We start from the raw sequence: 21,600 nt of genomic DNA on the forward strand, positions 1-21,600 counted from the left end.
TTCATTGCCGCGCCAACCTAGGGCGCTGGATTCAGACCATAAAGCAAAAAGTGGGTGATGGCCCGCGCGTACTCGTCGATACGGTCAGTCCGGCCGTCGTCATCGACGATCAGGGTGACGGCACCGACCAGCAACGACACAAAGGCCTGGCCGAGGAACTCGGTATCGATCGACGGGTTTATCCGGTCGGCACCGATCATCGAATACACGGACTGCTCGCTACGCACCGAGGCGAAGCGGAAGAACTGAATGATCGACTGCAGTGCTTCCGGATCCACTCCGGCGGCCTCCGTGCACACGAAGATCAACGCGGGCAGCCGTCCGGCGACCGCCTCCAACGCGTTTCTAAATCCTTGAGCAAGAGCGTGTTCGATGTCCTGACGCGCATCCAATCGCCCTACCGGACGCGACAGGACGGGCTCCATGGCCGAGAACTCACGAACCATCAGCGCATCGAGCAGGTCGCGTTTGTTCTGGTAGTAGTTGTAGAACGTGCCGTGGCTGACCCCGAGCCGCTCGACGATCTCGTTCACCCCGACGGCGTGATATCCATCGGACAGGAAGCATCCGAGCGCCGCATCGAGAAGTTCATTGCGGCGGTCCGACGCGACAGGCACCGGAACATGAACGGAATCAACGGTTTCCGTCGCGCCGTGGCCCGCTTCCGACTCCAGGATCACACCCTCACGCAAGATGCCGTTCTCGGCGATCTGTGAAGCGGTACTCACGAAACGTTCTCGGGTGCCGGGGTTGTCGTGCCGGCTTTGGGCGAGCAGAAATCCGGGCAGCACCAGGGCCGGTAACAGCCGCGCGAGCACGGCGTGGTTCTGTGCGTCCTCGGCCAGCCATCCGGCCCGACGGCCGCCGTCCAGGCCTCGCTGCACGTAGGAGTCGAGCATCGACTGGATACCGAGGACTCGCTGCTTGAGTTCCTTATCGGCGGCGGCCGACTGGACGGTCAGGAGTTTGAGCAGTGCGGGTTCCTGATCCACCAGCGCGTAGAGGCGGCGGCCGCCCTCCATGATGATGTCGGTTCGTTCTTCGATGCCGCCGGTTCCGCCGACGACTTCAAGAAAGTCGTCGAGCGCCAGGGTGTCGACGAGGCGTTCCACGCCATAGTCGAAGACCAGGTCGAGGACCTCGCGCTTGCTGTCGACGTATCGGTAGACGGTGCCTTGCCCCATGCCCGCCCGAGCCGCTATATCGGACATGCTGGTCTGCTCGTAACCGTTTTCGGTGAAGGCCGAAAAGGCTGCGTCGACGATCTGCTGACGGCGTTTGTCGGCAAGCCCGGACACCGGGGGGCGTCCTCGGCGAGGCGGATCCTGCGCCACTAGCTGCTCCATCGACGTGTCTGACCGAACCGAAATCGGAGCGCCCGACGATTACGAACGCCTCGATGCCGTCAAAGTCTAAACACGTACGTGACAGCGCCTGCGGTGAGCGGTCAGCCCTCCAGCTTGTAGCCCAGGCCGCGCACCGTCACCAGGTGCACCGGATTGGCCGGGTCCGACTCGATCTTGGAGCGCAGCCGCTTGACGTGCACGTCAAGAGTCTTGGTGTCGCCGACGTAGTCAGCCCCCCACACGCGGTCGATCAACTGGCCGCGGGTGAGCACCCGTCCACTGTTTCGGATCAGGTATTCGAGCAGGTCGAACTCCTTGAGCGGCAGAGTGATCGCTTCCCCATTCACCGACACCGTGTGCCGATCGACATCCATGCGGACCGGGCCGGCCTCCAAGACACCGTCACCCGCGGTGGTCTCTTCGGAATCCGATCCACGGCGCAACACCGCGCGAATGCGGGCGATGAGCTCGCGCGCCGAGTATGGCTTGGTCACGTAGTCGTCGGCGCCGAGTTCCAGCCCGACGACCTTGTCGATCTCACTGTCGCGTGCGGTCACCATGATCACCGGAACGCTGGACTTGGCGCGCAGCTGTTTGCACACGTCGGTACCGCTCATTCCGGGCAGCATCAGGTCCAGCAGCACGATATCGGCACCGGCGCGCTCGAATTCGGCGAGCGCTGAGGGCCCGTCGTTGACGATGGTCGCCTCGAAGCCCTCCTTGCGCAGTAGGAAGGCCAGTGGATCGGCCAGCGAGTCTTCGTCCTCAACAATCAAGACACTGGTCATCGACGTACATGTTCCTCTCGTGTAGTCGCTTGACGCTCCTCGCGTAAGCGGCTGGTTGGTGCGTGCGGCGGGGCTTGGTTGGTCGCGTCTTTGCGGGGTGTGGGTTGATCTGCTTGCGGGCCGTCTGCGGATTCCTCGATCGCGTCATCCTCGTCCTCATAAACCGGGAGGGACAGCGTGAAGGTCGACCCGGTACCGGGCTGGCTCCATAGCTTGATGGCGCCGTTGTGATTGGCCGCCACATGCTTGACGATCGCCAGACCCAACCCGGTGCCGCCGGTGTCGCGGGAGCGCGCCTTGTCCACCCGGAAGAACCGTTCGAAGACACGTTCCTGATGTTCCTTGGCGATCCCGATGCCACGGTCGGTGACGGCAATCTCGATCTTGTCGCCCCGGCGCCGGCGGCTGATCGAAACCGGCGATCCGTGCGGCGAGTAGGCAATGGCGTTGGCCACCAGATTGCTGATCGCGGTGATGAGCAGTGTGGGGTCTCCGCGCACCTCGAAGCCACTGGGCGCGTCCGTGGTGACCGCGATATCGGCATTCTCGGCGGCCACCTTGGAACGGCTCAACGCTTCGGACACCACGAAGTCGACGTCGACGACCTCCAGATCGGGAAGTTTTTCGGCCCCCTGCAGCCGGGAGAGCGCGATGAGTTCGGTGACCATATTGCCCAGGCGACGGGACTCCGCGAGAACCTGCTCGCCGAAATGCTGCACCGTCTCGGGTTCGTCCGAGGATTCCAGTAGCGCCTCGGCAAGCACGCCCATCGCACCGACAGGCGTCTTGAGCTCATGGCTGACATTGGCCACGAAATCGCGGCGGGTGGCCTCCATGCGGACATGCTCGGAGTCGTCGTCGACATAGATGACCGCCCAGCGCGGATCGGCATCGGAGAGCCTGCGCACATGCCCGCGCAGCGAGAACCCCGCGCGACCCGGCGCCTTCGGCTTGGTGGTCAGATCCACTTCGACGGCCTCACCGGTGGCCAGCGTCCGTTGGGCGGCGGTCCATGCCTGCTCGTCGAGCTGGCGGTCGCGTACCAGGCCCAGCTCCCGCGCACGGGCATTGACCAGGACGACGTCCTGATGTTTGTCGACGACCACAATTCCAGTCGGTGAGATGGCGACTATGCACTCGAGCATCTGGGAAACAGTCAAACCGCTCTGGGCTACCTGCGAACCTTTCCGGGCCGCGCGGTGGGTCGAGGAGCGGCGCGAGTACCACGCGCCCAGCGCCGCACCCGCAGCAAGCGCCACGAGGGCTGCGATCGTCACGATCACAACCAGAGAGCCCGATGAGGCGGTCACGCGAAAAGCGTACGCATTCGGTGAACGTCACCCCAGCAGCGTGCGGCTAAATGCCGAGCAAGTCACACATTCCCGCACAGGTGTTAGGCGTGAGTTCACCGAATATTCGCCGATTGGCGAAGTTTTGGTGGGTCAGGCTCACCGGGAAGGTTATTTGGCGCCCTGATTGGCTACCGCCGCGGCTCCTGCCGCAGCGGCCTCCGGATCCAGGTAAACCCCACCTGCCGTGATCGGTTTGAGGTTCTCGTCAAGGTCATACCGCAACGGAATACCCGTGGGGATGTTCAGTCCCACGATCTCCTCGTCGGAGATCCCGTCGAGGTACTTCACCAGGGCCCGCAGCGAATTACCGTGGGCGGCAACCAGAACGGTCTTACCCGCACGGAGTTCCGGCACAATGGCCTCTTCGTAGTACGGCACGAATCGTGCCACCACGTCGGCCAGGCATTCGGTGAGCGGTCCACCGCCGATGTCGGCGTAGCGAGGATCCTGATCCTGGCTGTAGTGGCTGCCCCGCTCGATGGGCGGCGGCGGGGTGTCGTAGCTGCGGCGCCAGGCCATGAACTGGTCCTCGCCGTACTTGGCCTTGGTTTCGGCCTTGTCCAGACCCTGCAGCGCACCGTAGTGACGCTCGTTGAGGCGCCAGTCCCGCACCACCGGAATCCAGAGCCGATCAGCCGTGTCGAGGGCCAAATGCGCGGTGTTGATGGCGCGGCGCAGCAGCGAGGTGAACAGAATGTCCGGCAGCAGCCCCTGCTGAGCCAGCAGCTCACCACCGCGCTGGGCCTCTGATCTGCCCTTTTCGGTCAGGTCGACGTCGACCCAGCCGGTGAACAGGTTCTTCGCATTCCACTGGCTCTCACCGTGGCGCAGCAGGATAAGGGTGGCTCCGTTTGCCTGATTGGAGGTCTCGCCGCTCATGAGCGCCAGTCTCTCATGTGGCTGCCCGGCTGCTCTCGACGTATCAACCCAGTCCCCTGTTCAGATCGGCGCAGCGCATGTCCCGAACCACCGCAGACGCGTTGGTCATGAGTTCGTGCACGGAGTATCGGCACGCGACCGGGTCGCGCACCACCCCCACGCGGACGCGCAGCACGTTGAGCGCATTTGCCACGTGAAGTGCCACCACCGCGCCCGACCACCTGGCCGAGGGCGGTTCCGGAACCCGCATTGCCGCGGACAACATGTTCACCGTCCGTGCGGCGGGGTCATCACGATGGGCGGGCTGTGCGGCGCCGAGCTCCTGGACGACCATGTCCAGGAGTACCTCCTCGGCGATAGCCGCTTCAAAGAACTGGACGTGCTGGATGTAGACGGGGTCGCCGCCGTCCATTCCGGTATCGCAGGCGAAGAACACCGCGGTGACGGCCCGGGGCGAGAGGCCCGCGGACGCGGTGACGCCCACCGCTGTCGTCGCGATCTCGAAGAGCGCGGCGTCATCGGTGAATCCCATCTGTTCCCGGCCCCAGCCAGACGAGTCAAAAAGCGACTTCACTTCGGCACCTCCTGCAATCATCGAGACCGTTGGCCACGGGATGCTTACGTCACGATTCAGTCGAAAACCTTTACCGGAATTAACTTCTCGATCTCGGACTGCAGTATCTGCTCGATTCGCCGCGCGGAATCCTTGCCCGCCACGAGCTTGGTGAAGTCGATACTCAGGCGCCCGTTGTAGCTGGTGATGAAATAGATGCGTCCCTCGACCATCGCGACGCCCCGCGTCGCGATGAATGCGCTCACGGCATGGAGCTCGACGCCGCAACGAAAATCGGTGATATCTACGCCGTCTGGTGTTGCGAAATCCGACACGCGCCCCCAGTTGGTGATCTGGATGGCGGTGAAGGTCGGGACCCAACCTCCCATCGGCACCAGCAGGAAGTACCGTCTGGCCAGCGCCAGCGCCCGCCGGATATCGCCACGGACAAATGCGGTTTGGTGGATGCGGGTGGTTCGCAAGCCCTCGCGGATGTCCGCGATGACGTGGCGGGCAAGGTCAAGCGCGTCGCTACCTCGACGTACCTCGAGGATCGTCTCGGCAATGCCCAGCACGTTGGTGCCCTCCGTCGGCGCGACCGGCGGATCAATCCGGGAGCGCAGATTCACAAATGAGGAAACCGCCACAGGCAGTTCGCTTTTCCCCGAAATCTCACGCTCTGCGAGCACCAACGCAGCGCTGACGAGCCCGTTGAGCGTGACCCCGTGCGTACGCCCCACCTCAATGAGCCGATCGGTCTGCTCCACCGACAGGTGAATGCGTGCCCGTTGGGCACGGCGTGGCCGAAACGCGGTCCAGATCCGTTCGGGCCCGCGGTATGCGGGGCGAAGGTCCATCAGCTGCCGGGACGTCGATTCGGTGTAGCCACGCGCACGCAGCAGTGTCTCCGAACTCGCCGGAATGGGATGCGGTGCTATCGCACCCATCAACCCGCTGATGCCGTTGACTGCGCGCGTTCTCCCCGTGTAGAGACTCCACAAGTCATGCAGGTACGCCAGGGCCGCATCGGCATCCGCGATGGCGTGATGCAAAAGAAACGTCACACGGAACTTCGCACCCGACCGGTAGACGTGCAGTGCACACACCTGCCCAACGGGTAACGCCGAGTTCCCGGACATGACGTAATCCCCGATGTCGGCGTCGCTGACATCCCAGAACACGACGGCGGGCCGTTCGCGACCCGTGAATCGGAGTTCAAAACCTTTGCGCGACATATGTATTCGACCGCGCAATAACGGGTACATGCCCACCAGGTCGTCGAGGGCCCCCTCAAGTGCGACATCCTCCAGTGCGCCCGTGCCATAGCAATGTTGAGCCACCGTGGTACCCGAGACGACGAACACGGACTCCGAAGGCGCGAGAACGCGTGAGGTCAGCAGCTCGGGCATGAAGCTCCTTCGGCAAGCCAGGTATTCGATACACGTAGTTATCGATACTGAAAGTACCCGATACTTGCCATATTGCCACGTGCCGCAGCATCGCCGCAGGTTACGGCGCCAGCCGCGTGCCCGAGGTGTCCTCTATTCGGCGATTATTCGGCGATTGCCGCCACTGCGGCCGTCCGGGCGGGCCCTACCTGACCGGCGAAGGCATAGTCATCGAGCGGGAACGCCTGCGACGAACGGCGTGCGGCCTGCGTGGTCTGAGGCCTGATGTACGCGGATTCGCCGTTGTGGTCGAAGTAGTAGCTGTTGGCAGTGGTGCAGTTACCGGTCTGGAACAGCGAGTACGTGTAGCGCGACCGCGCATCCCTGGTCCACGCGTCGGCCGCGTCGGCACGCACCTCGACATCGGTGGCCCCGAGCCGTTGAGCCTCGCCGATGACCCGCCCAATATGGATGGCGGCGGTGTCGACCACGCTGTGGTAGGTGCCACCGGTCCAGCCATATTGCCCAAAGACGTTGAAACTGTTGGGCAATCCCGGAATCGAGAAGCCGTGATAGCTCTGTGGTGGGTGGTTTTGATAGAAGTCGGCGAGATCGAAGCCGTCCCGTCCGGTCACCGGCCGATCCCGGTACACCTGCGGGTCGAAGAACAACCGGAATCCGGTGGCGAGGATCAAGGCATCGATCTCGCGCTCCACGCCCGCAGCGGTACGGACGCCGTTAGCGGTGACGGTGTCGATCGGATCGGTGACCAGCTCCACGTTCGCCCGGTTGAAGGTCGGCAGATAGGTGTTGGAGGTGGCAGGACGCTTACACCCGAAGTCGTAGTCGGGGGTCAGCCTGGCCCGTAACTCCTTGTCCGGCACCTGCAGTCGGTACGAGACATTGCCGAGCAGCCAACGCAGCGCCCCCGGGGTGTTGCCCAGGCGACCGGCGTTGAGCACCCCGTAGACAAGCGCACCGCCCACGATGAATTCCAGGCCCTCCTGAAGCAACCGCTGGGTCCTCGGTATCCGGCGGAACAGCGCCCGCACCGGCGCCGGCATGCTCGGATCGATCTTGGGGAAGACCCAGATCGGGGTCCGTTGGTATACGTCCAGATGGCCGACTTCACGTGCGATCTCGGGAATGATCTGCACAGCACTGGCCCCGGTGCCGATGATGGCGACGCGCTTGCCCTTCAGATCCACGCTGTGGTCCCAGGCCGCAGAACGCAGGACGGTGCCACCGAAGTCGTCAAGCCCCTTCAGTTCGGCCGGTTTGGGCTCGGGAAATGGGCCTGCCGCGACGACGACGAATCTGGCCGTCACCTCCTGCCCGTTGACCCGAAGCCGCCACACCTTCGCGTCCTCGTCCCAGGTGCGCGCGCCCACGTCACTGCCGAATCTGACGAAACGCTGCACGTCGTTCTCGCGGTACAGCCGCTCGATGTAGCTGAGCACCTCCCCGCCCTTGGCGTAGAACCTGGTCCACTCGGGGTTCAGAGCATGACGAAACTGGTAGGCCTGTGCCGGAATGTCCACTCCGATACCGGGATAGACGTTCTGACGCCAGGTACCACCGACGCCGTCCATACGCTCGTAGATGACGAAGTCGTCGATACCTCGCCGACGCAGCTCCAACCCGATACCGAATCCGGCCAGCCCGGCTCCGATGACAGCGACATAGTGGTCGGGTTCATCGCTCATGCACTGACCTCGTAGGTGAGTTCCTTGGACCAACTCGGCTGTTCGGCAAGCCAGCGCTTGGGGTAATAGTCGGACAGCTTGACCATGGTGTTGGCCACCGCGTGATACGGGCCGTGCAGCGGGTTCTGCGCATTGGTGATCATCGCCGCACCAAGCCGCAGTACCTGGTACACCAGCAATCGCGTGCCCTTGCCACGGCTGCCGACGTTGACGAACCGCTCCATCGCGTCGTACAGACGCTGCTCACGCAGGCCCATGCCAATCAGATTGCCCTTGATCCGGTTGATGAGCGGAATTCCGGTGCCGAGTCCCAAGAGCAGACCCATCAGCAGCGACGGGTTGAGCACGGTAGCGACATTCTCGATGACAACGCGGCGCAGGTTGCCTTGACCCATCATGTCCAGCACATGGAAATCGACTGCCAGATGGCGTGATTCGTCGGAATTGATATGCCGGAACGCCTGGTGGCAGATCGGGTCGTTGACCTCCTCCAACAGGAATTTCAGCAGCGCGCCATCCAGGGCCACCTCCAGCAACGGGATGATGGTGCCCAACACGGTCAACGACAGCCCGTCCGAGTAGCGGTCCAGCCATTCAATGGCCAAGCGCACGTTCACATTGGGGACGGGCACCTCATCCTTTTCGAGCATGCCCCAGCGCCGCATCAACGCCAGCTCGGCATTCGCGTGCTTTTGCTCCTCGGCATGGAAGTACCGATAGATCTCCGCGAGCGTCTCGTTGGGGGCTTTTTTGGCCAACGCCGAAAAGCCGCGCGCACCGATGTTCTCGATCCACACCAGATCGGCCATGAAGGCCTTCAGCTTGGGCCGCTGCTCATCGGTGATCTGCTCGGCACCGGGTGCGTCCCAGTCCACATCGGCCAGGGCCCACTGTTTGTCCTTGATGGTCTGCAACATGTCTTCCAGAACAATGGCCATCTCTCGTCCTTCCTATGCGGTCCGGGCCGTGCGTGACGGCTGATGGGTCAGCACCCCGGTGATGAATCGGGCGGCCTCACTCAGCGCCGCGTTGGCTTCCGGAATCAACCGGGGCAGCGCCTGGAACACATGGATCTGGCCGGGCCAGACCTGCAGATCGCACTGCCCACCGGCCTCCTCGATCATGTGTGCCAGCTGCTGTGCGTCGGCGGCCAGAAACTCAACTCCACCAGCCTGGATCAGAATGGGCGGCAACGAGATACCGGGCGGAAGGCTCAGGCGTAGACGTGGAGAATCCGCGGGCTCCCCGCGGGTGTACTTGTCCACCAGATGTTTGGCGGCAGCCGCGGTGATGACGGGGTCGGGCTGCACCTTTTCACGTTCGGCGGCCAGACCCAGCGTCAGGTCCAGCAGGGGCGAGAACAATGCCACCGCACCCGGCTGGGGCACACCCAGCCGATGATTCTCGATGAGCAGGTCCACCGCGAGATGTCCACCCGCCGAATCACCGGCGACCACAATGTCGTGGGCCGCGTGGCCACGTTCCAGTAACCAGTCGTAGGCGGCCCGGACATCGTCGGCAGCGGCCGGGAAGACATGTTCGGGTGCCAGCCGGTAGTCGACGGTGAAGGCCGGCAGCCCGGTCGCCTCCGAGAGACGGGCGACCATCGAACGGTGAGTTTTCGCCGAGCAGATGACGTAGCCGCTACCGTGGACGTACAGGATGACCGGACCGGGATCATCGGCGCTGAGCGCCGCGCCCGCCCGAACCCATTCTCCCCGTATCGGATCCCGCGATCGCGCCACCTCGGTACCGCGGGGCATCGATCCACCGATCGCCATGATGGTCGAGACAATCTGTCGCGCCAGCAGCACGCCCGGCTTACCCGTTTTGTCCAGGCGGGCTCGGGACAGCACTGGCCGCAACCCTATGGCGGTGAGCGCCGCGGTGGCTTTGGTGCGCCGTGAGGCCTCGGCAACCACGGTTCCGGTCGCGTCCAGCGAGCGCAGTGCCAGCGAGACCCCGCCGACGACCGCGTTGATCCGCGCCTGAGTCTTGCGAGCACTGTCGCGGCTCGGTTCGGTCGCCGGCGGATCGGCGATGAACAAATTCGGGAAACCGGCCACTGTGGTCGGGATGCTGCCCGCCTGCTTCAGCTTGCGACGCCGCGCCCCCACCACCGACACCATCTCGGTGATCGAGCCCGCATCCGGGCTGGACGCGAAAATCACTGCGTCGCACTGGTGGTCGATACCTTCGGCGGTACGGATGCCCCCGCTGCTGAACCGGGCGATCGGCCAGGTGACCAGCTTGCAGTTGCGCGCCTGCAATGCGGTCAGGAACTCATCGGTCACCACGACGTTGGGGCGACCGGTGAGCCTCAACGGCGTCAGCTGACGCCGAATCCAGGGGTCCGGCACGCGCCGGCGTAGGTTGCGCTGAGCCACCACTTCGAGCAGTCCGCGCGAATTGGGCCGTCTCCCCGAGAACCAGGCCTGGCGTGTCTCATCGCGCAGCGTGCGGTCCAGAAGTTGCCCGATCCGGCCACTCGGCCGGGGCAGTATCCAATCAGGTGAGCTCTGAAAAAGTTTGACAGTGGCAGCATTTCGCACCACCAACGGCAGAATCGACGCGGCGGCGGCACTGTTGCCCACCACCGCGACGCGCAGCCCGGCGAGCCCCGCACCGTCACCGACCTCGGCGGCATCGAGGACCTTTCCGGCGTACCCGTCGAGTCCCGGAATGTCGGGACTCCCACCGACCGACCCGGTGGCCAGCACCACCGTATGTGCGGCGAAGCGCTGTCCCCCTTCTAAATCCACGATCCACACGTCATCGTCGAGCGCGATCCGGGTGACCTCACTGCCGAACGTCACATGCGGACCGAGCCCGAAGAGGGCAATGGTGTCGTCACGCCAGCTCCCCGGTTCCGGGCGGGCGCGGTCGAGCACGGTGAAGCCGGTGATCCCCGCCTCCTGCAGACCCACCGCGGTGCCCAAACCGGTGTATCCGGCGCCTACGACGACGACCGGCAGCACAGGGCCGGTCATCATCGCACCACCTTGACCGGGGACTCCTGTTCGTAGGCGGTATCCCACAACTCGCGCGGATCGGTGTCATCGGGCAGCAGTCGGCCCAGTCGCGAGATGATTCCCGCGCCCCACGAATAGGGCACGGGCGCATGCCGTTTCATGGACCAGATGAGTTTGGCATCGGGCTGCGGGACCACGTAGAGCCGCCCCCGGTCGTGCGCGTTGAGTGTGGTCTTCGCGATCCATTCCGGCGACACCCCAATCCATTTGAATGCGGTGCTCGCGAGGTTGCTCAGTGACCCGGGGATGCGCGCGCCGTCCAGGATGTTGGTCTTGACCGCCGTGGGGCACAGCACGGTCACGCGCACGCCGCTACCGGCCAGCTCGGCACGCAGCGTCTCCGACAGTGCGAGCACGGCGGCCTTGCTGACGTTGTACGGACCCATCAGTGGCGCGGCCGCGAAGCTGGCGGCCGACGATACGTTGATGATGCCGCCGAATCCCTGTTCACGCAGCAGTGGTGTGAAGACCTGGCAGCCGTAGATCATTCCCCACATGTTGATGCCGATGGTGGCGTTCCAGTCGTCCATCGACACCTCACCGATGGGTTTACCTCCGGTTCCGATCCCCGCATTGTTGATCACCAGATCCGGGGTGTGTCCCAGCCAGTCGGTCGCGACATCGGCCAGCGTGACGATCTCGTCGTACGCGCTCACATCGCACACGACCGGGTGCGCATTGTCCCGCCCGAGCTTATCGGCGGTCTCCTGTGCGCCGGCCAGGTTGATGTCGGCGCACACCACTCGGCCGCCGCGGGCCACGATGGCCTCTGCAAACCCTCTACCGATACCGCTGCCCGCGCCCGTCACCACTGCGCTGGCCCCGTAGCTGACCTTTGGACGTCGGCGCGGGTAGGCTCCCGCGTCGGGTGCCGTCATTGGCATCACCCTTCGCTTGTCGCTTACGCATCACTGGTAAACGTAAACCAAGCGTCTGTCACGCCCGACAGCTTGTCAAGAGCCCGGCGAGATTAATGTCGGGTTAGTCGTACCGCGTGCAGGCTACTGGGCTGTCAGGCCATCGATCGAGCTGCCGTTTTTCTCCAGCGCGCTCTCCAGAGTCATCTTCTCCTCGGGCACCTTCTCGATGTGCTTCTCGTACACATCCCGATGTCCTACGAAGTCCATCAGCGGAACCGAGTAGCCGCACGAGTCGGCCACCCGGGTGACATCGACCAAAATGATTGAGCGTGAACCCTTTTCGAGCTCCCGGGTGAAGTGGCCACGCAGTTTCGGGTATTCGGGCTCGTTGAACTGCACCACGCGCGCGCTGCCGTGGAGCCGGATGATGCGGCAGCGCTTGTCGAACGAGCAGAACATCAGCACGATGCGCCCGTTGTCCCGCACGTGCGCGATGGTCTCCGCACCGCTGCCGAAGTAGTCCAGGTAGCCCACCTGATGTGGACCGAGCACCGCGACGGTCCCGGCGAGCCCCTTAGGGGAGACGTTGACATGCCCGTCCGAGCCGGCGGGCGCGGTGCCCACGAAGAACACCGGCTGGTCGGTCAACCATCGAGCGAGCTTGTCGTCGATCTCCTCGTACACATGGCCCATGCGGTCCAGGGTGCCACTCGAGTCTGAGAATCCGCCAGCGGATTTCGTAGGTCAGATGCGTGCGCGCAGGTCCTTGCGCAGGATCTTTCCCGCCGCGCTCTTGGGGATCGCGTCGATGAACTCCACCTGTCGAATCCGCTTGTGCGGAGCCACTTTCTGCTCGACGAAGGCCATAACCGCTTCATCGGTGAGGTCGGAATCGGTACGCACCACAAAGGCTTTGGGAATCTCGCCGCTGGACGGGTCGGGAACGCCAATCACGGCGGCGTCGCCGATGCCCGGGTGGGACAGCAGCAGCGCCTCCAATTCCGCGGGTGGCACCTGGTAGCCCTTGTACTTGATGAGCTCCTTGAGCCGGTCGACGATCGTCACCACGCCGTCGGCACGCACGACCGCGATATCTCCGGTGTGCAGGAACCCGTCGGGCTCGATCGTCGCCGCGGTGGCCTCCTCGTTGCCGAGGTAGCCGGCCATCACGTTGGGGCCTCGTACCAGCAGCTCGCCGGGGGCACTCTCACCTTCAGCCGGCACGTCGATCTCCGCACCCGTCTCGGTGTCGATGAGCTTGTTCTCGGTGTTCGGCACCGGGATACCCACCGAGTTCAGCGGAATATCGGGCCGACCCGGCGGGATGAGGTGGCTGACAGGGCTCAACTCGGTCATGCCGTAACCCTGGCTGACGCGGCAATTGAGTCGTGCGGCAACGGCATTGCCCAGCTGTTCGTCCAACGGAGCGGCGCCGGAGAACACCGACCGCAGGCAGGAGACGTCGTGCTTGTCGACATCCGGGTGCTTGGCCAGCACCACAGCCACCGGCGGCGCGACGAAGACGTGGTCCACACGGTAGTTGGCGATGGAACCCAGGAAGGTGTCGAGCTCGAAGCGCGGCAGAATCACCAGCTCGGCGCCCAGCTTGAGCTGCACGTTGAGCAGTACGACCAGGCCGTAGATGTGGAAGAACGGGAGGACGGCCAGGACCCGGTCGCCTTGCTCCACGCCGTACAGGTGTTTGGCCTGCGCGATGTTGGCGACAAGGTTGTAGTGAGTGAGCATGACGCCCTTGGCCTTGCCCGTGGTTCCCGAGGAGTACGGGAGAACCGCCAAATGCGTTGCCGGGTCAAAGGAAACCTCCGGCGGTGCCAGATCGGGCCGCACGATGTCGGCCAGCGAGCGGCGCCCCTCGACCGGGTCGATGGTGATCACGTTGGCGGCATCGATGCCCGCGATCTCCGCGGCCTCCAGCGCGCGCGACAGCAGCGGCGACACCGTGAAGACGAGCTGCGCCTTGGAGTCGATGAGCTGCTTGGCCAGCTCCTCGGCGGTGTACAGCACGTTGACGGTGCTGGCGGTGCCGCCCGCACGCAAGATGCCGTGCAACACCACGGCGAACGTCGAGCAGTTCGGCAGGAAGACCGCTGCGACATCGCCGAGACCGAACCCGCCCGCGGCCAGACCAGCCGCGGTGGCATCGACCTGCGACCGCAGCTCGCCGAAGGTGGTCTGTGCACCGGAAAGCCCGTCGATAAGCGCGACACGACTGTCGTCTGCGCCGGTATCGCCGAATACGTACTCGTAGACCGAGCAGTCGGGAATGGAAACGTCGGGCAGAGGGCTACGAAACGTCACGCCGGACAGTCTTGCACGCCGCGTCTAGTCCGTGCTGATGGTCCTTGCGTCTTGGGGCCTCTTCGGCCCGATGACGGTCAATCCTCGATGAGATGCTCGAAGGCCTCGAGGTTCTTCAACGACTCGCCCCGCGACGTACGCCACGCCCATTCCTTCTGAATGGACGTCTTGAATCCCAGCTCCAGCAAGATGTTGAAGTCGTTGTCCACGGCTTCGAGCACCTGGCCGAGCAACCTGTCGATCTCATCGGCGGTGACCGCCGGCAGTGGCAGCCGACCCACCAGGTAGATGTCACCCATGTTGTCGATCGTGTACGCGACGGCGTACAAGCGGCGGTTGCGTTTGAGCAGGTAGCGGTAGACGCCCTCGGTGTTCTCGTCGGGGCGGCGGCACACGAACACCTCGACACGCACGGCGTGCTCTCCCGGGCTGAGCATCGTGGTGATCTTCTGCTTGCGTTCGCCCGGCAGCTCCACGATCAGCGCCGGTTTGCCATCCGGCCCGTGGTGCTCGGTAAAGGCGACCTCCCGATCCACGAGCGTTCGCACGATGGTGGCGTAGGCCTCCCCCGCAGTGGTCATCGCCGCAACCCGGACAGCCGGCGCGACCGGAATCGCGCACGCGGCGCACGCTGCGTTGCAGGCCTTTGTGGCGCGCGGTAATCAGCGATGGCGCGGCTGTAGCTGGCCAGCAGGGCGTCGGCGGTACTGGACCAGGAGAAGCCCGCGGCGTGCGCAGCAGCCGCATGGCTGAGCTCGGAACCGTTACGCGCCAACAAGTTCCCGATGGCGTCCGCCCAGTCCTGAGTGCAATGCGTCGGGACCAGCAGACCGGTACGTTGATCCGCGACGGCTACCGGAAGGCCTCCCACGTCGGCCGCCACCACTGGGGTGCCACACGCTTGAGCCTCGATCGCCACCAGGCCAAATGATTCCGAATAGCTTGGTACCGCAACGATATCGGCTGCCCGATACACCTGGGCAAGCCGCTCTCGCGACTGCGGCGGCAGGAAGGTGACACGGTCCGCGATGCCGAGATCCGCGGCGAGATCCTGCAACGCCGTGGGCTCGTCGAGACCGCTGCCCGATGGCCCGCCGACAATGAGAACTCGCACCCCGGGCAGCCGCTGGGCTGCACGTACCAGCAGGTCGGGGGCCTTGAGCGGCTGAATTCGTCCGACAAAGGCGACGATCTGTTCATCGGCTCGCAGGCCGAGTTCGGCGCGCGCGGCCGCCTTATCTCCGGGCGTGAACACGTCCAAGTCAACACCCGGATGCACGATGTCGATGCGGCCGGGGTCTGCCGCATGTATCGAAACCAGTTGCTCGGCTTCATCTTTGGTGTTGACGATGAGCCGGTCGGCCTCATCCACCACCTGCTGCTCCCCCACCGCGCGCAGCGCGGGCTCCGGACGGTCTCCCTCGGCGAGCGTCCGGTTCTTCACCGCGGCGAGAGTATGCGCGGTGTGGACCAACGGAACGCCCCACCGGTCCCGGGCCAGCCAGCCCGCCTGACCGGAAAGCCAGTAGTGCGAGTGAACCAGGTTGTAGTAGCCGGGCTCGTGGACCGCCTCGGCGCGCAACACCCCAGCGGTGAATGCGCACAGCTGGGTGGGCAGGTCGTACTTGTCCAGGCCCTCGAACGGGCCCGCGACGATATTGCGCACCGTCACCCCGTCGGCGACGGATACCACCGGCTCATCGGAGGACGCGGTGGCACGGGTGAAGATGTCGACGGCGACACCCCGGCGGGCCAGTTGAAGGGCCGTTTGCAGCACGTAGACGTTCATGCCGCCGGCATCGCCGGTGCCCGGCTGGGCCAGTGGCGAGGTGTGTACGGATAGGACGGCGATGCGGCGCGGCTTCAGCGCCGAAACCGCCCGGCGCGCGAACTCATCGCCACTAAGCACACTGCCATCTTGTCACTTGCGCACAAGCTATCGGTGCGCAGCACTCCTACCAGCGATTTGAGCCTCAGCGCGAGGTGATCTTCTGGCGGTATCCCTCTTCGAGGATCTTGCGCAGCTTCTCATCCGAATGCGTGATGGCCAGCGAGATGAACGGCGAGATGACCTTGCCCAGCGCGCGCCCCGCGAGCCCGCCCGGCAGCCGGTAGTCGATGTTGATCTCCAGCTCGGTTTCGTCATCGGATATCGGCCGGAACCGGCATTCGATCTGGTTGTCGATCCCGGAGCGCGACTCGGTGGTGAACAGGGTGTCGGGGTCCCACCCCGTCACCTCGATCGTCGACCGGAGAGTGGCCCCGAGGTTGATGGCGATGTCGTATTTCGCTCCCAGCCCCCGTGGCACGTCGTTCACAAAACGAACGTGCTCGATCCCGAACATCCAGTCCGCCAGATGGTGTGCATCACTGATGTAGTCGAAGGCGTATGCCATCGGCACGTTCGCGGAGGACACGTGGTGGATATGCGTCATGCGCACATGCCTATCACCTTTTGGCCCCGAGTCGTAGGTTCGCGGCCAAAACCCCAGCAACCACATCGCCCCGCGTGAAGCTATGACGGGAATCCCGCCATAGCGTCACTCTCGGGGAACGACGAGCCCTAGGCCAGTGCGGAGGTCTCCGACCGCCGGGCCGATGCCCGACGCATGGCGCCCAGCGGATCGGCGAACAATCCACCCAGGGACACCACGCCGGCACCGGCCTCCTGGACCCGGTTACCGAACGCCGTCACACGAATATCGCGCTTGGACAACGTCGATCGATCCAGGAACGCCGTCTCGACGTCGTTCATCACCTCGGGGTATTCGGTGAAGGCCTGCCCACCCACAATCACCTCATCGGGGTTCAGGATGTCGCGCAGTAACGCCACCGACTGGCCCAGCACCCGGCCGCGCTCGGAAAGCAGTTGCCGCGCAGAGTCATTGCCGCCGCGTGCGGCCTTATATACCGCACTCACCGACACGCCGTCACCTGCCGGCACGATGCGCAGCCTGCGCGCGGCGGCCAGCACTGCCTCGTCACTCACGGTGGTCTCCAACTTGCCGGTACCACCGAGCAACTCCGAGTCGACCGGCAGCGCCGCGATAGTGCCCGGACCACTGGACGGGCTGTGCACCCGGCCGTCGATGGCCAGTGCGAAACCGACTGTCTCACGGGCATATACGTACAAGCTCGTCAGGGAGCGGGCCGCGAAACGCCGCAGCCCCAGCAGCAGCTCGGCGCCGGCCATCGCGTCCACGTGCGAGGCCACCGATACCGGCAGACCCAGCGTGTCGGCGAAGACCCGGCCAACGGGGGCCTCGGTCCAGCCCAGACGCGGGTGATCCACCGTCCCGGCCGGTCCGTCGACCACACCACCGGTAGCCACCCCGATCCACAGCGGGCGACGCCGGTGCCAACGCGCCAGGTACCGCTGCGCACTTCCGGCGAGCGATGCCAACGCGGCACCCTGCGGACCGTTTGGCGTGGGGGTTTCCACCACATCCAGGGTCCGTCCGAACAGGTCGGTGGCCACGATGCTGGTGGCACGGGCACCGATGTGGATGCCGAGAGTCAAGAAGGGTTCGTGGTTGAGCTCCACCGGCACCCGCGGACGGCCGATGGCGCCGGAGACCGCCAGGTCGGCGCGTTCACGCAACAGACCGGCGTCGAGCAGGGCGGTCACCTGCCGGTTGACGGTAGCAATGGAAAGGCCTGTGACCTGGGCAATCGCATCGCGAGCCACGGGTCCGCGCACACGAGCGGCACGGAATACCGAGGACGCGGCGCTATCGCCGATGTACAGGGCGGGCGGGTGAATCTGGTGACGGGAAACAGGTCGGCGAACCGGAGAAGTCATGAGATGGGTCCTTTGGCGGGGGCCGGGTTCAGACGAAGACTGAAACGCGGGCTACTGATGGCTAATGGTGTTGTGAACTGGGGCGATACCGCGCCCGGGACGTCAAGAAAGACGTGCAGAAATTAGGCGCAGCGACAGACGCAGCGACAACACAACTCGCGAGCCAGCGGCAGCCGAGAACCAATACCCGCGATCACGAAAGTGACCCGGGGTTCGGCGGCACGCTTGATGGACACAGGCGCAATTTAGCATCCCCACGAGGCAATGTCCTACTAGCGGCCCATTGCCGCTCCCTGACTACAGTGGCGTCCATGACCAATCCCACGTACGACGGCCGGGTCGCGGTCGTTACCGGCGCCAGCTCCGGAATCGGTGCAGCGACCGCGAAATCACTTGCAGCCCTTGGATTTCATGTCGTAGTTGCGGCGCGGCGCGAGGACCGCATCAGCGCACTGGCCGGGGAAATCGGGGGCACCGCGGTTGTGCTTGATGTCACCGACGCCGATTCGGTTGCCGCCCTTGCACAGAGCCTGGATCGGGTGGATGTGCTGGTCAACAATGCCGGCGGTGCGTGGGGCCTGGAACCGGTGCTGGAGGCGGATCTGGAGCACTGGCGCTGGATGTGGGAGACCAATGTGGTGGGCACCCTGCAGGTGACTCGCGCCCTGCTGCCCAAACTGATTGCTTCCGGCGACGGGCTGATCGTCACCATCACCTCCATCGCCGCGTTGGATGTGTACGACGGCGGCAGCGGATACACCTCGGCCAAGCACGCGCAGGCCGCGCTGCACCGCACACTGCGCGGTGAACTCCTCGGAAAGCCGGTGCGGCTCACCGAGGTCGCTCCGGGCGCGGTGGAAACCGAATTCTCGGTGGTGCGTTTCGACGGCGACCAGGACCGCGCCGATGCCGTCTACCGGGGCATCACGCCGCTGATCGCCGAGGACGTGGCCGAGATCATCGCGTTCGTGGCCTCGCGGCCTCCGCACGTGAACCTGGATCAGATCGTCGTCAAACCGCGGGATCAGGCCTCATCCACTCGCCGCGCGACACGCGACTGAACGCGTAGGGCGTGCCAATCCTCTTCTTCGACAAACAGATCCGCGCTGGACTATCGAGGAGTGGTCGTCGGTGTACCGGACAGCGACGGCGCTCCGGACGGAGTCAACGGGGCTGACGTAGGCGTCCCGGAGAGTGTCGGCGCGCCCGACGGCGTGAGCGGAACGGTAGTCGGGATGGACGAGGTAGACGGAGTCGTCGTGATCGTCCGTTCCTTGGGATTCGGGGGCAGCGCCGACATCGACTGCCAGGTCGGCCAGTCCACCACCCAGTCCCACAGATCGCCGTCGGCATACGACAGTTCGATCGACGTACCGGTCACCTCAACGGGATCGCCGTAGATGGCGGTACGGAAGTACGACTCGGCATCCCCCAGCGACAAGTTGATACAACCGTTCGTGACATTGGTGCTGCCCTGCTGGCCAACGGTGTTGGGGTTGGCGTGGATGAACTCACCGTTGTTGGAGATCCGGACCGCGAAACGCTCGTGGACGTTGGTGTACCCGGCCGCCGGGTTGGACATCCAGAAGTCCTCGTACTTCTCGGTGACGACGTGGATCCCGCTGCGGGTGACGTTGCGCGGCAGGTCCGCCTCGCCATAGCTGCATGGCAGGTCCAAGATGGTGCCCGCGTCGGTGGTCACCCGAATGCGGTGACTCGGCGCATCGGCATAGACGATCTGGCGGCGCCCCACGCTGAAGTCCAGGGACATGTCCTCGTTACCGAATGCCCCGTCCCCCAGGGGTATTCCATAGAGATTGGCCTTAACCGCCACCTTGGTGCCGGCCTTGAAGTACTCACGTGATCGCCAATGCACCCGGGAGCCCTGCTGCTCATCGGGCAGCCAGGCCCAACCACCCTCGGTGGGCGGATCGCAGGTGATGCTCAGCGACTTTTCCGCTGCGGCCTTGTCGGCGATGTGTGCGTCGAACTGGATGATCACCGGGGCCGCGATTCCCACCGTCTGCCCATCGGCGAGCTGGAACTGACCGTTGACCTTCGCCGTCGGCACCAGGGTGGTGAACGAGCCGGATACCGCGACGGCCTTACCGTCCAGACCTACCGCCGAACCCTTCCAGCTGTACGTGACGTCGAACCCGAGGGGCTCGGTGGTGCGGAACCTCGTCTGGTCGCGGCTGAGAGCTCCGGCGACAACCTTGCCGTCGGCGTTGACCAACTTCACGTCCTGGAACCACCCGTTGGCCACGGTCACGCTGACCGGCGCAGTCGGGTTGACCTCCTTGGCCTTGTCGTCCGGCAGGAAGGTGAGGACGGCTCCCGGTGATGGGGCATCTTGCGGCGCATTAGAGCCGACGGTCGTGCAGGCCGCAGCAACAGCGGGCACCGTCAGACCCAACATCGTGAGCGCGCGCCGCCGCGTCAGCGCATCACGGATATCTGGCCTGGGGTACTTCACGACACCCCACGATACGGGCCGCCGCGGACAGCTTCGCCCAGCCCGACCAGGATCACATGTCGGATCGGGCAGGACATGCGGTTTTGTCCGGCGTCGCGGCTAGTAGACCGGGATATCGAAGATCGCCGCGGGCGCGCCGTACTGCGCACTCCACCCGGCCCAGGCGACATCGCTCGGGCCGACCCGCTTGTCGACGAGCGTCCAGCCCTGCTCGTCCTGGTGCAGCAGCGCTACGTATTTCTTCGACAGCACGCCGATGGCAGACGCTTCGGCAAAGGGGGTGCCGGTGTAGTCGATGGGGTTGCCGTCGGGTTCCTGCATGGCTGACCACAGGAAGGCCCAGCCGTCGGCGGCCTTGAGGCTGCGCACGTCGAGGCGTACCGGCTTGCCCAGCTGGGTCGTCACGTCCGCGAGCGCCGGCGCCAGGATGGTGGCCGCTTCCGGGGATGCCGGGTCCACCGCAGTGGCGCCCGGGTCGGCCGCCGCCAGGGGTGCCACCAACAGGCCGGCCCACACCAACAGCACCAGGAATCCGCTTCGCATGGCCGCTCCTTCGTTCCGGGACATTCGAACGGTAAACGACCGCCACCCGCATTCGCCGAAGGCGAGCCCTGTGGCGGATTCCGGCCGAGTCAGAACTAGACCCCGAGCACGGCCGTATCTTCCGGGGCCAGGGCCCGGCCGTCCGCCGCACGCAGCTCGAAGCGTTGCACCGGCCGCGATGTCTCGCGATCCACCAGACAGACGCGTGGTTCTCCAGGGGCGAAACAGAACTCGTCGCTCCACTGCCGCAGGGCCACCAAGACGGGGAAAAGCCCGCGGCCCTTGTCGGTTAGTTGGTACTCGTGACGTGCCCCGGCCGGAACGATCTCGAGGATGCCGTTGTCCACCAATGTCGCCAGCCGAGACGCCAGGATGTTCTTCGCGAGCCCAAGGCTCTTCTGAAACTCGCCGAATCGGCGCAAACCGTCGACCGCGTCACGAACGATCAGCAGCGACCAGCCGTCCCCGACCTCACCCAGCGGCCTGGCCAAGGTGCAGCTCGAATCCGCATGACTGGCGCGTCCCACCATCGACAACCTCCTTTGGTTGCAATATG

Annotated in this window: 20 protein-coding genes; 1 reads left to right on the forward strand and 19 read right to left on the reverse strand. The window is 64.8% G+C overall.

The genetic code is table 11. From position 1 onward, the window contains the following. Positions 1-17: 17 nt before the first annotated feature. The 16 genes from MSTE_RS20775 to MSTE_RS20850 all read right to left on the reverse strand — a co-directional run bounded on the left by MSTE_RS20775 (position 18) and on the right by MSTE_RS20850 (position 18,025). Complete coding sequence (locus MSTE_RS20775) at positions 18-1,298, reverse strand: TetR/AcrR family transcriptional regulator (RefSeq protein ID WP_162291702.1); 1,281 nt, start codon at positions 1,296-1,298, stop codon at positions 18-20. Positions 1,299-1,447: 149 nt separating this feature from the next. Next, positions 1,448-2,134, reverse strand: a complete 687-nt coding sequence (locus MSTE_RS20780) for a response regulator transcription factor (RefSeq protein ID WP_030096443.1) — start codon at positions 2,132-2,134, stop codon at positions 1,448-1,450. Beyond that, positions 2,131-3,444 (reverse strand): sensor histidine kinase, encoded by a 1,314-nt coding sequence (locus tag MSTE_RS20785; protein ID WP_096504048.1) that lies wholly within the window; start codon positions 3,442-3,444, stop codon positions 2,131-2,133. Before MSTE_RS20785 ends, MSTE_RS20780 begins: the two co-directional genes overlap by 4 nt. 150 nt (positions 3,445-3,594) lie before the next feature. Next, positions 3,595-4,365, reverse strand: a complete 771-nt coding sequence (locus tag MSTE_RS20790) for a phosphoglyceromutase (RefSeq protein WP_096504050.1) — start codon at positions 4,363-4,365, stop codon at positions 3,595-3,597. A 43-nt stretch (positions 4,366-4,408) separates the two neighbouring features. Further along, complete coding sequence (locus MSTE_RS20795) at positions 4,409-4,939, reverse strand: hypothetical protein (RefSeq protein WP_157997727.1); 531 nt, start codon at positions 4,937-4,939, stop codon at positions 4,409-4,411. 56 nt (positions 4,940-4,995) lie between these two features. Then, a complete protein-coding gene (locus MSTE_RS20800; protein WP_096504054.1) occupies positions 4,996-6,327 on the reverse strand; it encodes a phthiocerol/phthiodiolone dimycocerosyl transferase family protein in 1,332 nt (443 codons plus the stop codon). Positions 6,328-6,470: 143 nt separating this feature from the next. Further along, positions 6,471-8,012: a flavin-containing monooxygenase gene (locus MSTE_RS20805; RefSeq protein ID WP_096504056.1), complete on the reverse strand. Its 1,542-nt coding sequence runs from the start codon at positions 8,010-8,012 to the stop codon at positions 6,471-6,473. Further along, a complete protein-coding gene (locus tag MSTE_RS20810; RefSeq protein ID WP_096504058.1) occupies positions 8,009-8,950 on the reverse strand; it encodes a reductase in 942 nt (313 codons plus the stop codon). Before MSTE_RS20810 ends, MSTE_RS20805 begins: the two co-directional genes overlap by 4 nt. 12 nt (positions 8,951-8,962) lie before the next feature. Next, on the reverse strand, positions 8,963-11,005 hold the full coding sequence (locus MSTE_RS20815) for an alpha/beta hydrolase fold domain-containing protein (protein WP_162291481.1): 2,043 nt from the start codon (positions 11,003-11,005) through the stop codon (positions 8,963-8,965). Continuing rightward, positions 11,002-11,922, reverse strand: a complete 921-nt coding sequence (locus tag MSTE_RS20820; protein ID WP_096504062.1) for an SDR family NAD(P)-dependent oxidoreductase — start codon at positions 11,920-11,922, stop codon at positions 11,002-11,004. Before MSTE_RS20820 ends, MSTE_RS20815 begins: the two co-directional genes overlap by 4 nt. A gap of 123 nt (positions 11,923-12,045) precedes the next feature. Continuing rightward, positions 12,046-12,597, reverse strand: a complete 552-nt coding sequence (locus tag MSTE_RS20825; RefSeq protein ID WP_096504064.1) for a pyridoxamine 5'-phosphate oxidase family protein — start codon at positions 12,595-12,597, stop codon at positions 12,046-12,048. Positions 12,598-12,648: 51 nt separating this feature from the next. Continuing rightward, positions 12,649-14,223: an AMP-binding protein gene (locus tag MSTE_RS20830; protein ID WP_096504066.1), complete on the reverse strand. Its 1,575-nt coding sequence runs from the start codon at positions 14,221-14,223 to the stop codon at positions 12,649-12,651. Positions 14,224-14,300: 77 nt separating this feature from the next. Further along, the gene (locus tag MSTE_RS20835) at positions 14,301-14,804 is read right to left on the reverse strand and encodes a type III secretion system chaperone family protein (RefSeq protein ID WP_096504068.1); all 504 of its coding nucleotides are present in this window, start codon (positions 14,802-14,804) and stop codon (positions 14,301-14,303) included. Further along, positions 14,801-16,132, reverse strand: coding sequence for a D-inositol-3-phosphate glycosyltransferase (mshA, locus tag MSTE_RS20840; protein WP_096504070.1), 1,332 nt, complete (start codon positions 16,130-16,132; stop codon positions 14,801-14,803). Before mshA ends, MSTE_RS20835 begins: the two co-directional genes overlap by 4 nt. A gap of 64 nt (positions 16,133-16,196) precedes the next feature. Next, positions 16,197-16,658 carry an SRPBCC family protein gene (locus MSTE_RS20845; protein ID WP_096504072.1) on the reverse strand — a complete coding sequence of 154 codons (462 nt, stop codon included), beginning with the start codon at positions 16,656-16,658 and terminating at the stop codon, positions 16,197-16,199. A 128-nt stretch (positions 16,659-16,786) separates the two neighbouring features. Continuing rightward, complete coding sequence (locus MSTE_RS20850; RefSeq protein WP_046254833.1) at positions 16,787-18,025, reverse strand: ROK family transcriptional regulator; 1,239 nt, start codon at positions 18,023-18,025, stop codon at positions 16,787-16,789. Between the two features lie 311 nt (positions 18,026-18,336). Between MSTE_RS20850 and MSTE_RS20855 the strand changes: the two genes are divergently transcribed. Continuing rightward, entirely contained in the window at positions 18,337-19,086 is a 750-nt protein-coding gene (locus MSTE_RS20855) for an SDR family oxidoreductase (RefSeq protein WP_096504074.1), read from the forward strand. A 50-nt stretch (positions 19,087-19,136) separates the two neighbouring features. Here MSTE_RS20855 and MSTE_RS20860 read toward each other — a convergent pair whose 3' ends face one another. The 3 genes from MSTE_RS20860 to MSTE_RS20870 all read right to left on the reverse strand — a co-directional run bounded on the left by MSTE_RS20860 (position 19,137) and on the right by MSTE_RS20870 (position 21,574). After that, positions 19,137-20,501: a L,D-transpeptidase gene (locus MSTE_RS20860; RefSeq protein ID WP_096504076.1), complete on the reverse strand. Its 1,365-nt coding sequence runs from the start codon at positions 20,499-20,501 to the stop codon at positions 19,137-19,139. Positions 20,502-20,600: 99 nt separating this feature from the next. Then, positions 20,601-21,044, reverse strand: a complete 444-nt coding sequence (locus MSTE_RS20865; RefSeq protein WP_096506183.1) for a hypothetical protein — start codon at positions 21,042-21,044, stop codon at positions 20,601-20,603. 95 nt (positions 21,045-21,139) lie between these two features. Further along, a complete protein-coding gene (locus MSTE_RS20870; RefSeq protein ID WP_096504078.1) occupies positions 21,140-21,574 on the reverse strand; it encodes a winged helix-turn-helix transcriptional regulator in 435 nt (144 codons plus the stop codon). Positions 21,575-21,600 lie beyond the last annotated feature (26 nt).

This window comes from [Mycobacterium] stephanolepidis (assembly GCF_002356335.1).
GTDB lineage: Bacteria > Actinomycetota > Actinomycetes > Mycobacteriales > Mycobacteriaceae > Mycobacterium > Mycobacterium stephanolepidis.

What these genes read in the sequence shown, in the direction of transcription:
- MSTE_RS20800 (WP_096504054.1), bottom strand. Translation starts at nt 6,327, where the DNA reads ATGCCCGAGCTGCTGACCTCACGCGTTCTCGCGCCTTCGGAGTCCGTG.
- MSTE_RS20825 (WP_096504064.1), bottom strand. Translation starts at nt 12,597, where the DNA reads ATGGGCCATGTGTACGAGGAGATCGACGACAAGCTCGCTCGATGGTTG.
- MSTE_RS20815 (WP_162291481.1), bottom strand. Translation starts at nt 11,005, where the DNA reads ATGATGACCGGCCCTGTGCTGCCGGTCGTCGTCGTAGGCGCCGGATAC.
- MSTE_RS20820 (WP_096504062.1), bottom strand. Translation starts at nt 11,922, where the DNA reads ATGACGGCACCCGACGCGGGAGCCTACCCGCGCCGACGTCCAAAGGTC.
- MSTE_RS20790 (WP_096504050.1), bottom strand. Translation starts at nt 4,365, where the DNA reads ATGAGCGGCGAGACCTCCAATCAGGCAAACGGAGCCACCCTTATCCTG.
- MSTE_RS20855 (WP_096504074.1), top strand. Translation starts at nt 18,337, where the DNA reads ATGACCAATCCCACGTACGACGGCCGGGTCGCGGTCGTTACCGGCGCC.
- MSTE_RS20805 (WP_096504056.1), bottom strand. Translation starts at nt 8,012, where the DNA reads ATGAGCGATGAACCCGACCACTATGTCGCTGTCATCGGAGCCGGGCTG.
- MSTE_RS20835 (WP_096504068.1), bottom strand. Translation starts at nt 14,804, where the DNA reads ATGACCACTGCGGGGGAGGCCTACGCCACCATCGTGCGAACGCTCGTG.
- MSTE_RS20810 (WP_096504058.1), bottom strand. Translation starts at nt 8,950, where the DNA reads ATGGCCATTGTTCTGGAAGACATGTTGCAGACCATCAAGGACAAACAG.
- MSTE_RS20780 (WP_030096443.1), bottom strand. Translation starts at nt 2,134, where the DNA reads ATGACCAGTGTCTTGATTGTTGAGGACGAAGACTCGCTGGCCGATCCA.
- MSTE_RS20850 (WP_046254833.1), bottom strand. Translation starts at nt 18,025, where the DNA reads ATGACTTCTCCGGTTCGCCGACCTGTTTCCCGTCACCAGATTCACCCG.
- MSTE_RS20870 (WP_096504078.1), bottom strand. Translation starts at nt 21,574, where the DNA reads ATGGTGGGACGCGCCAGTCATGCGGATTCGAGCTGCACCTTGGCCAGG.
- MSTE_RS20845 (WP_096504072.1), bottom strand. Translation starts at nt 16,658, where the DNA reads ATGACGCATATCCACCACGTGTCCTCCGCGAACGTGCCGATGGCATAC.
- MSTE_RS20865 (WP_096506183.1), bottom strand. Translation starts at nt 21,044, where the DNA reads ATGCGAAGCGGATTCCTGGTGCTGTTGGTGTGGGCCGGCCTGTTGGTG.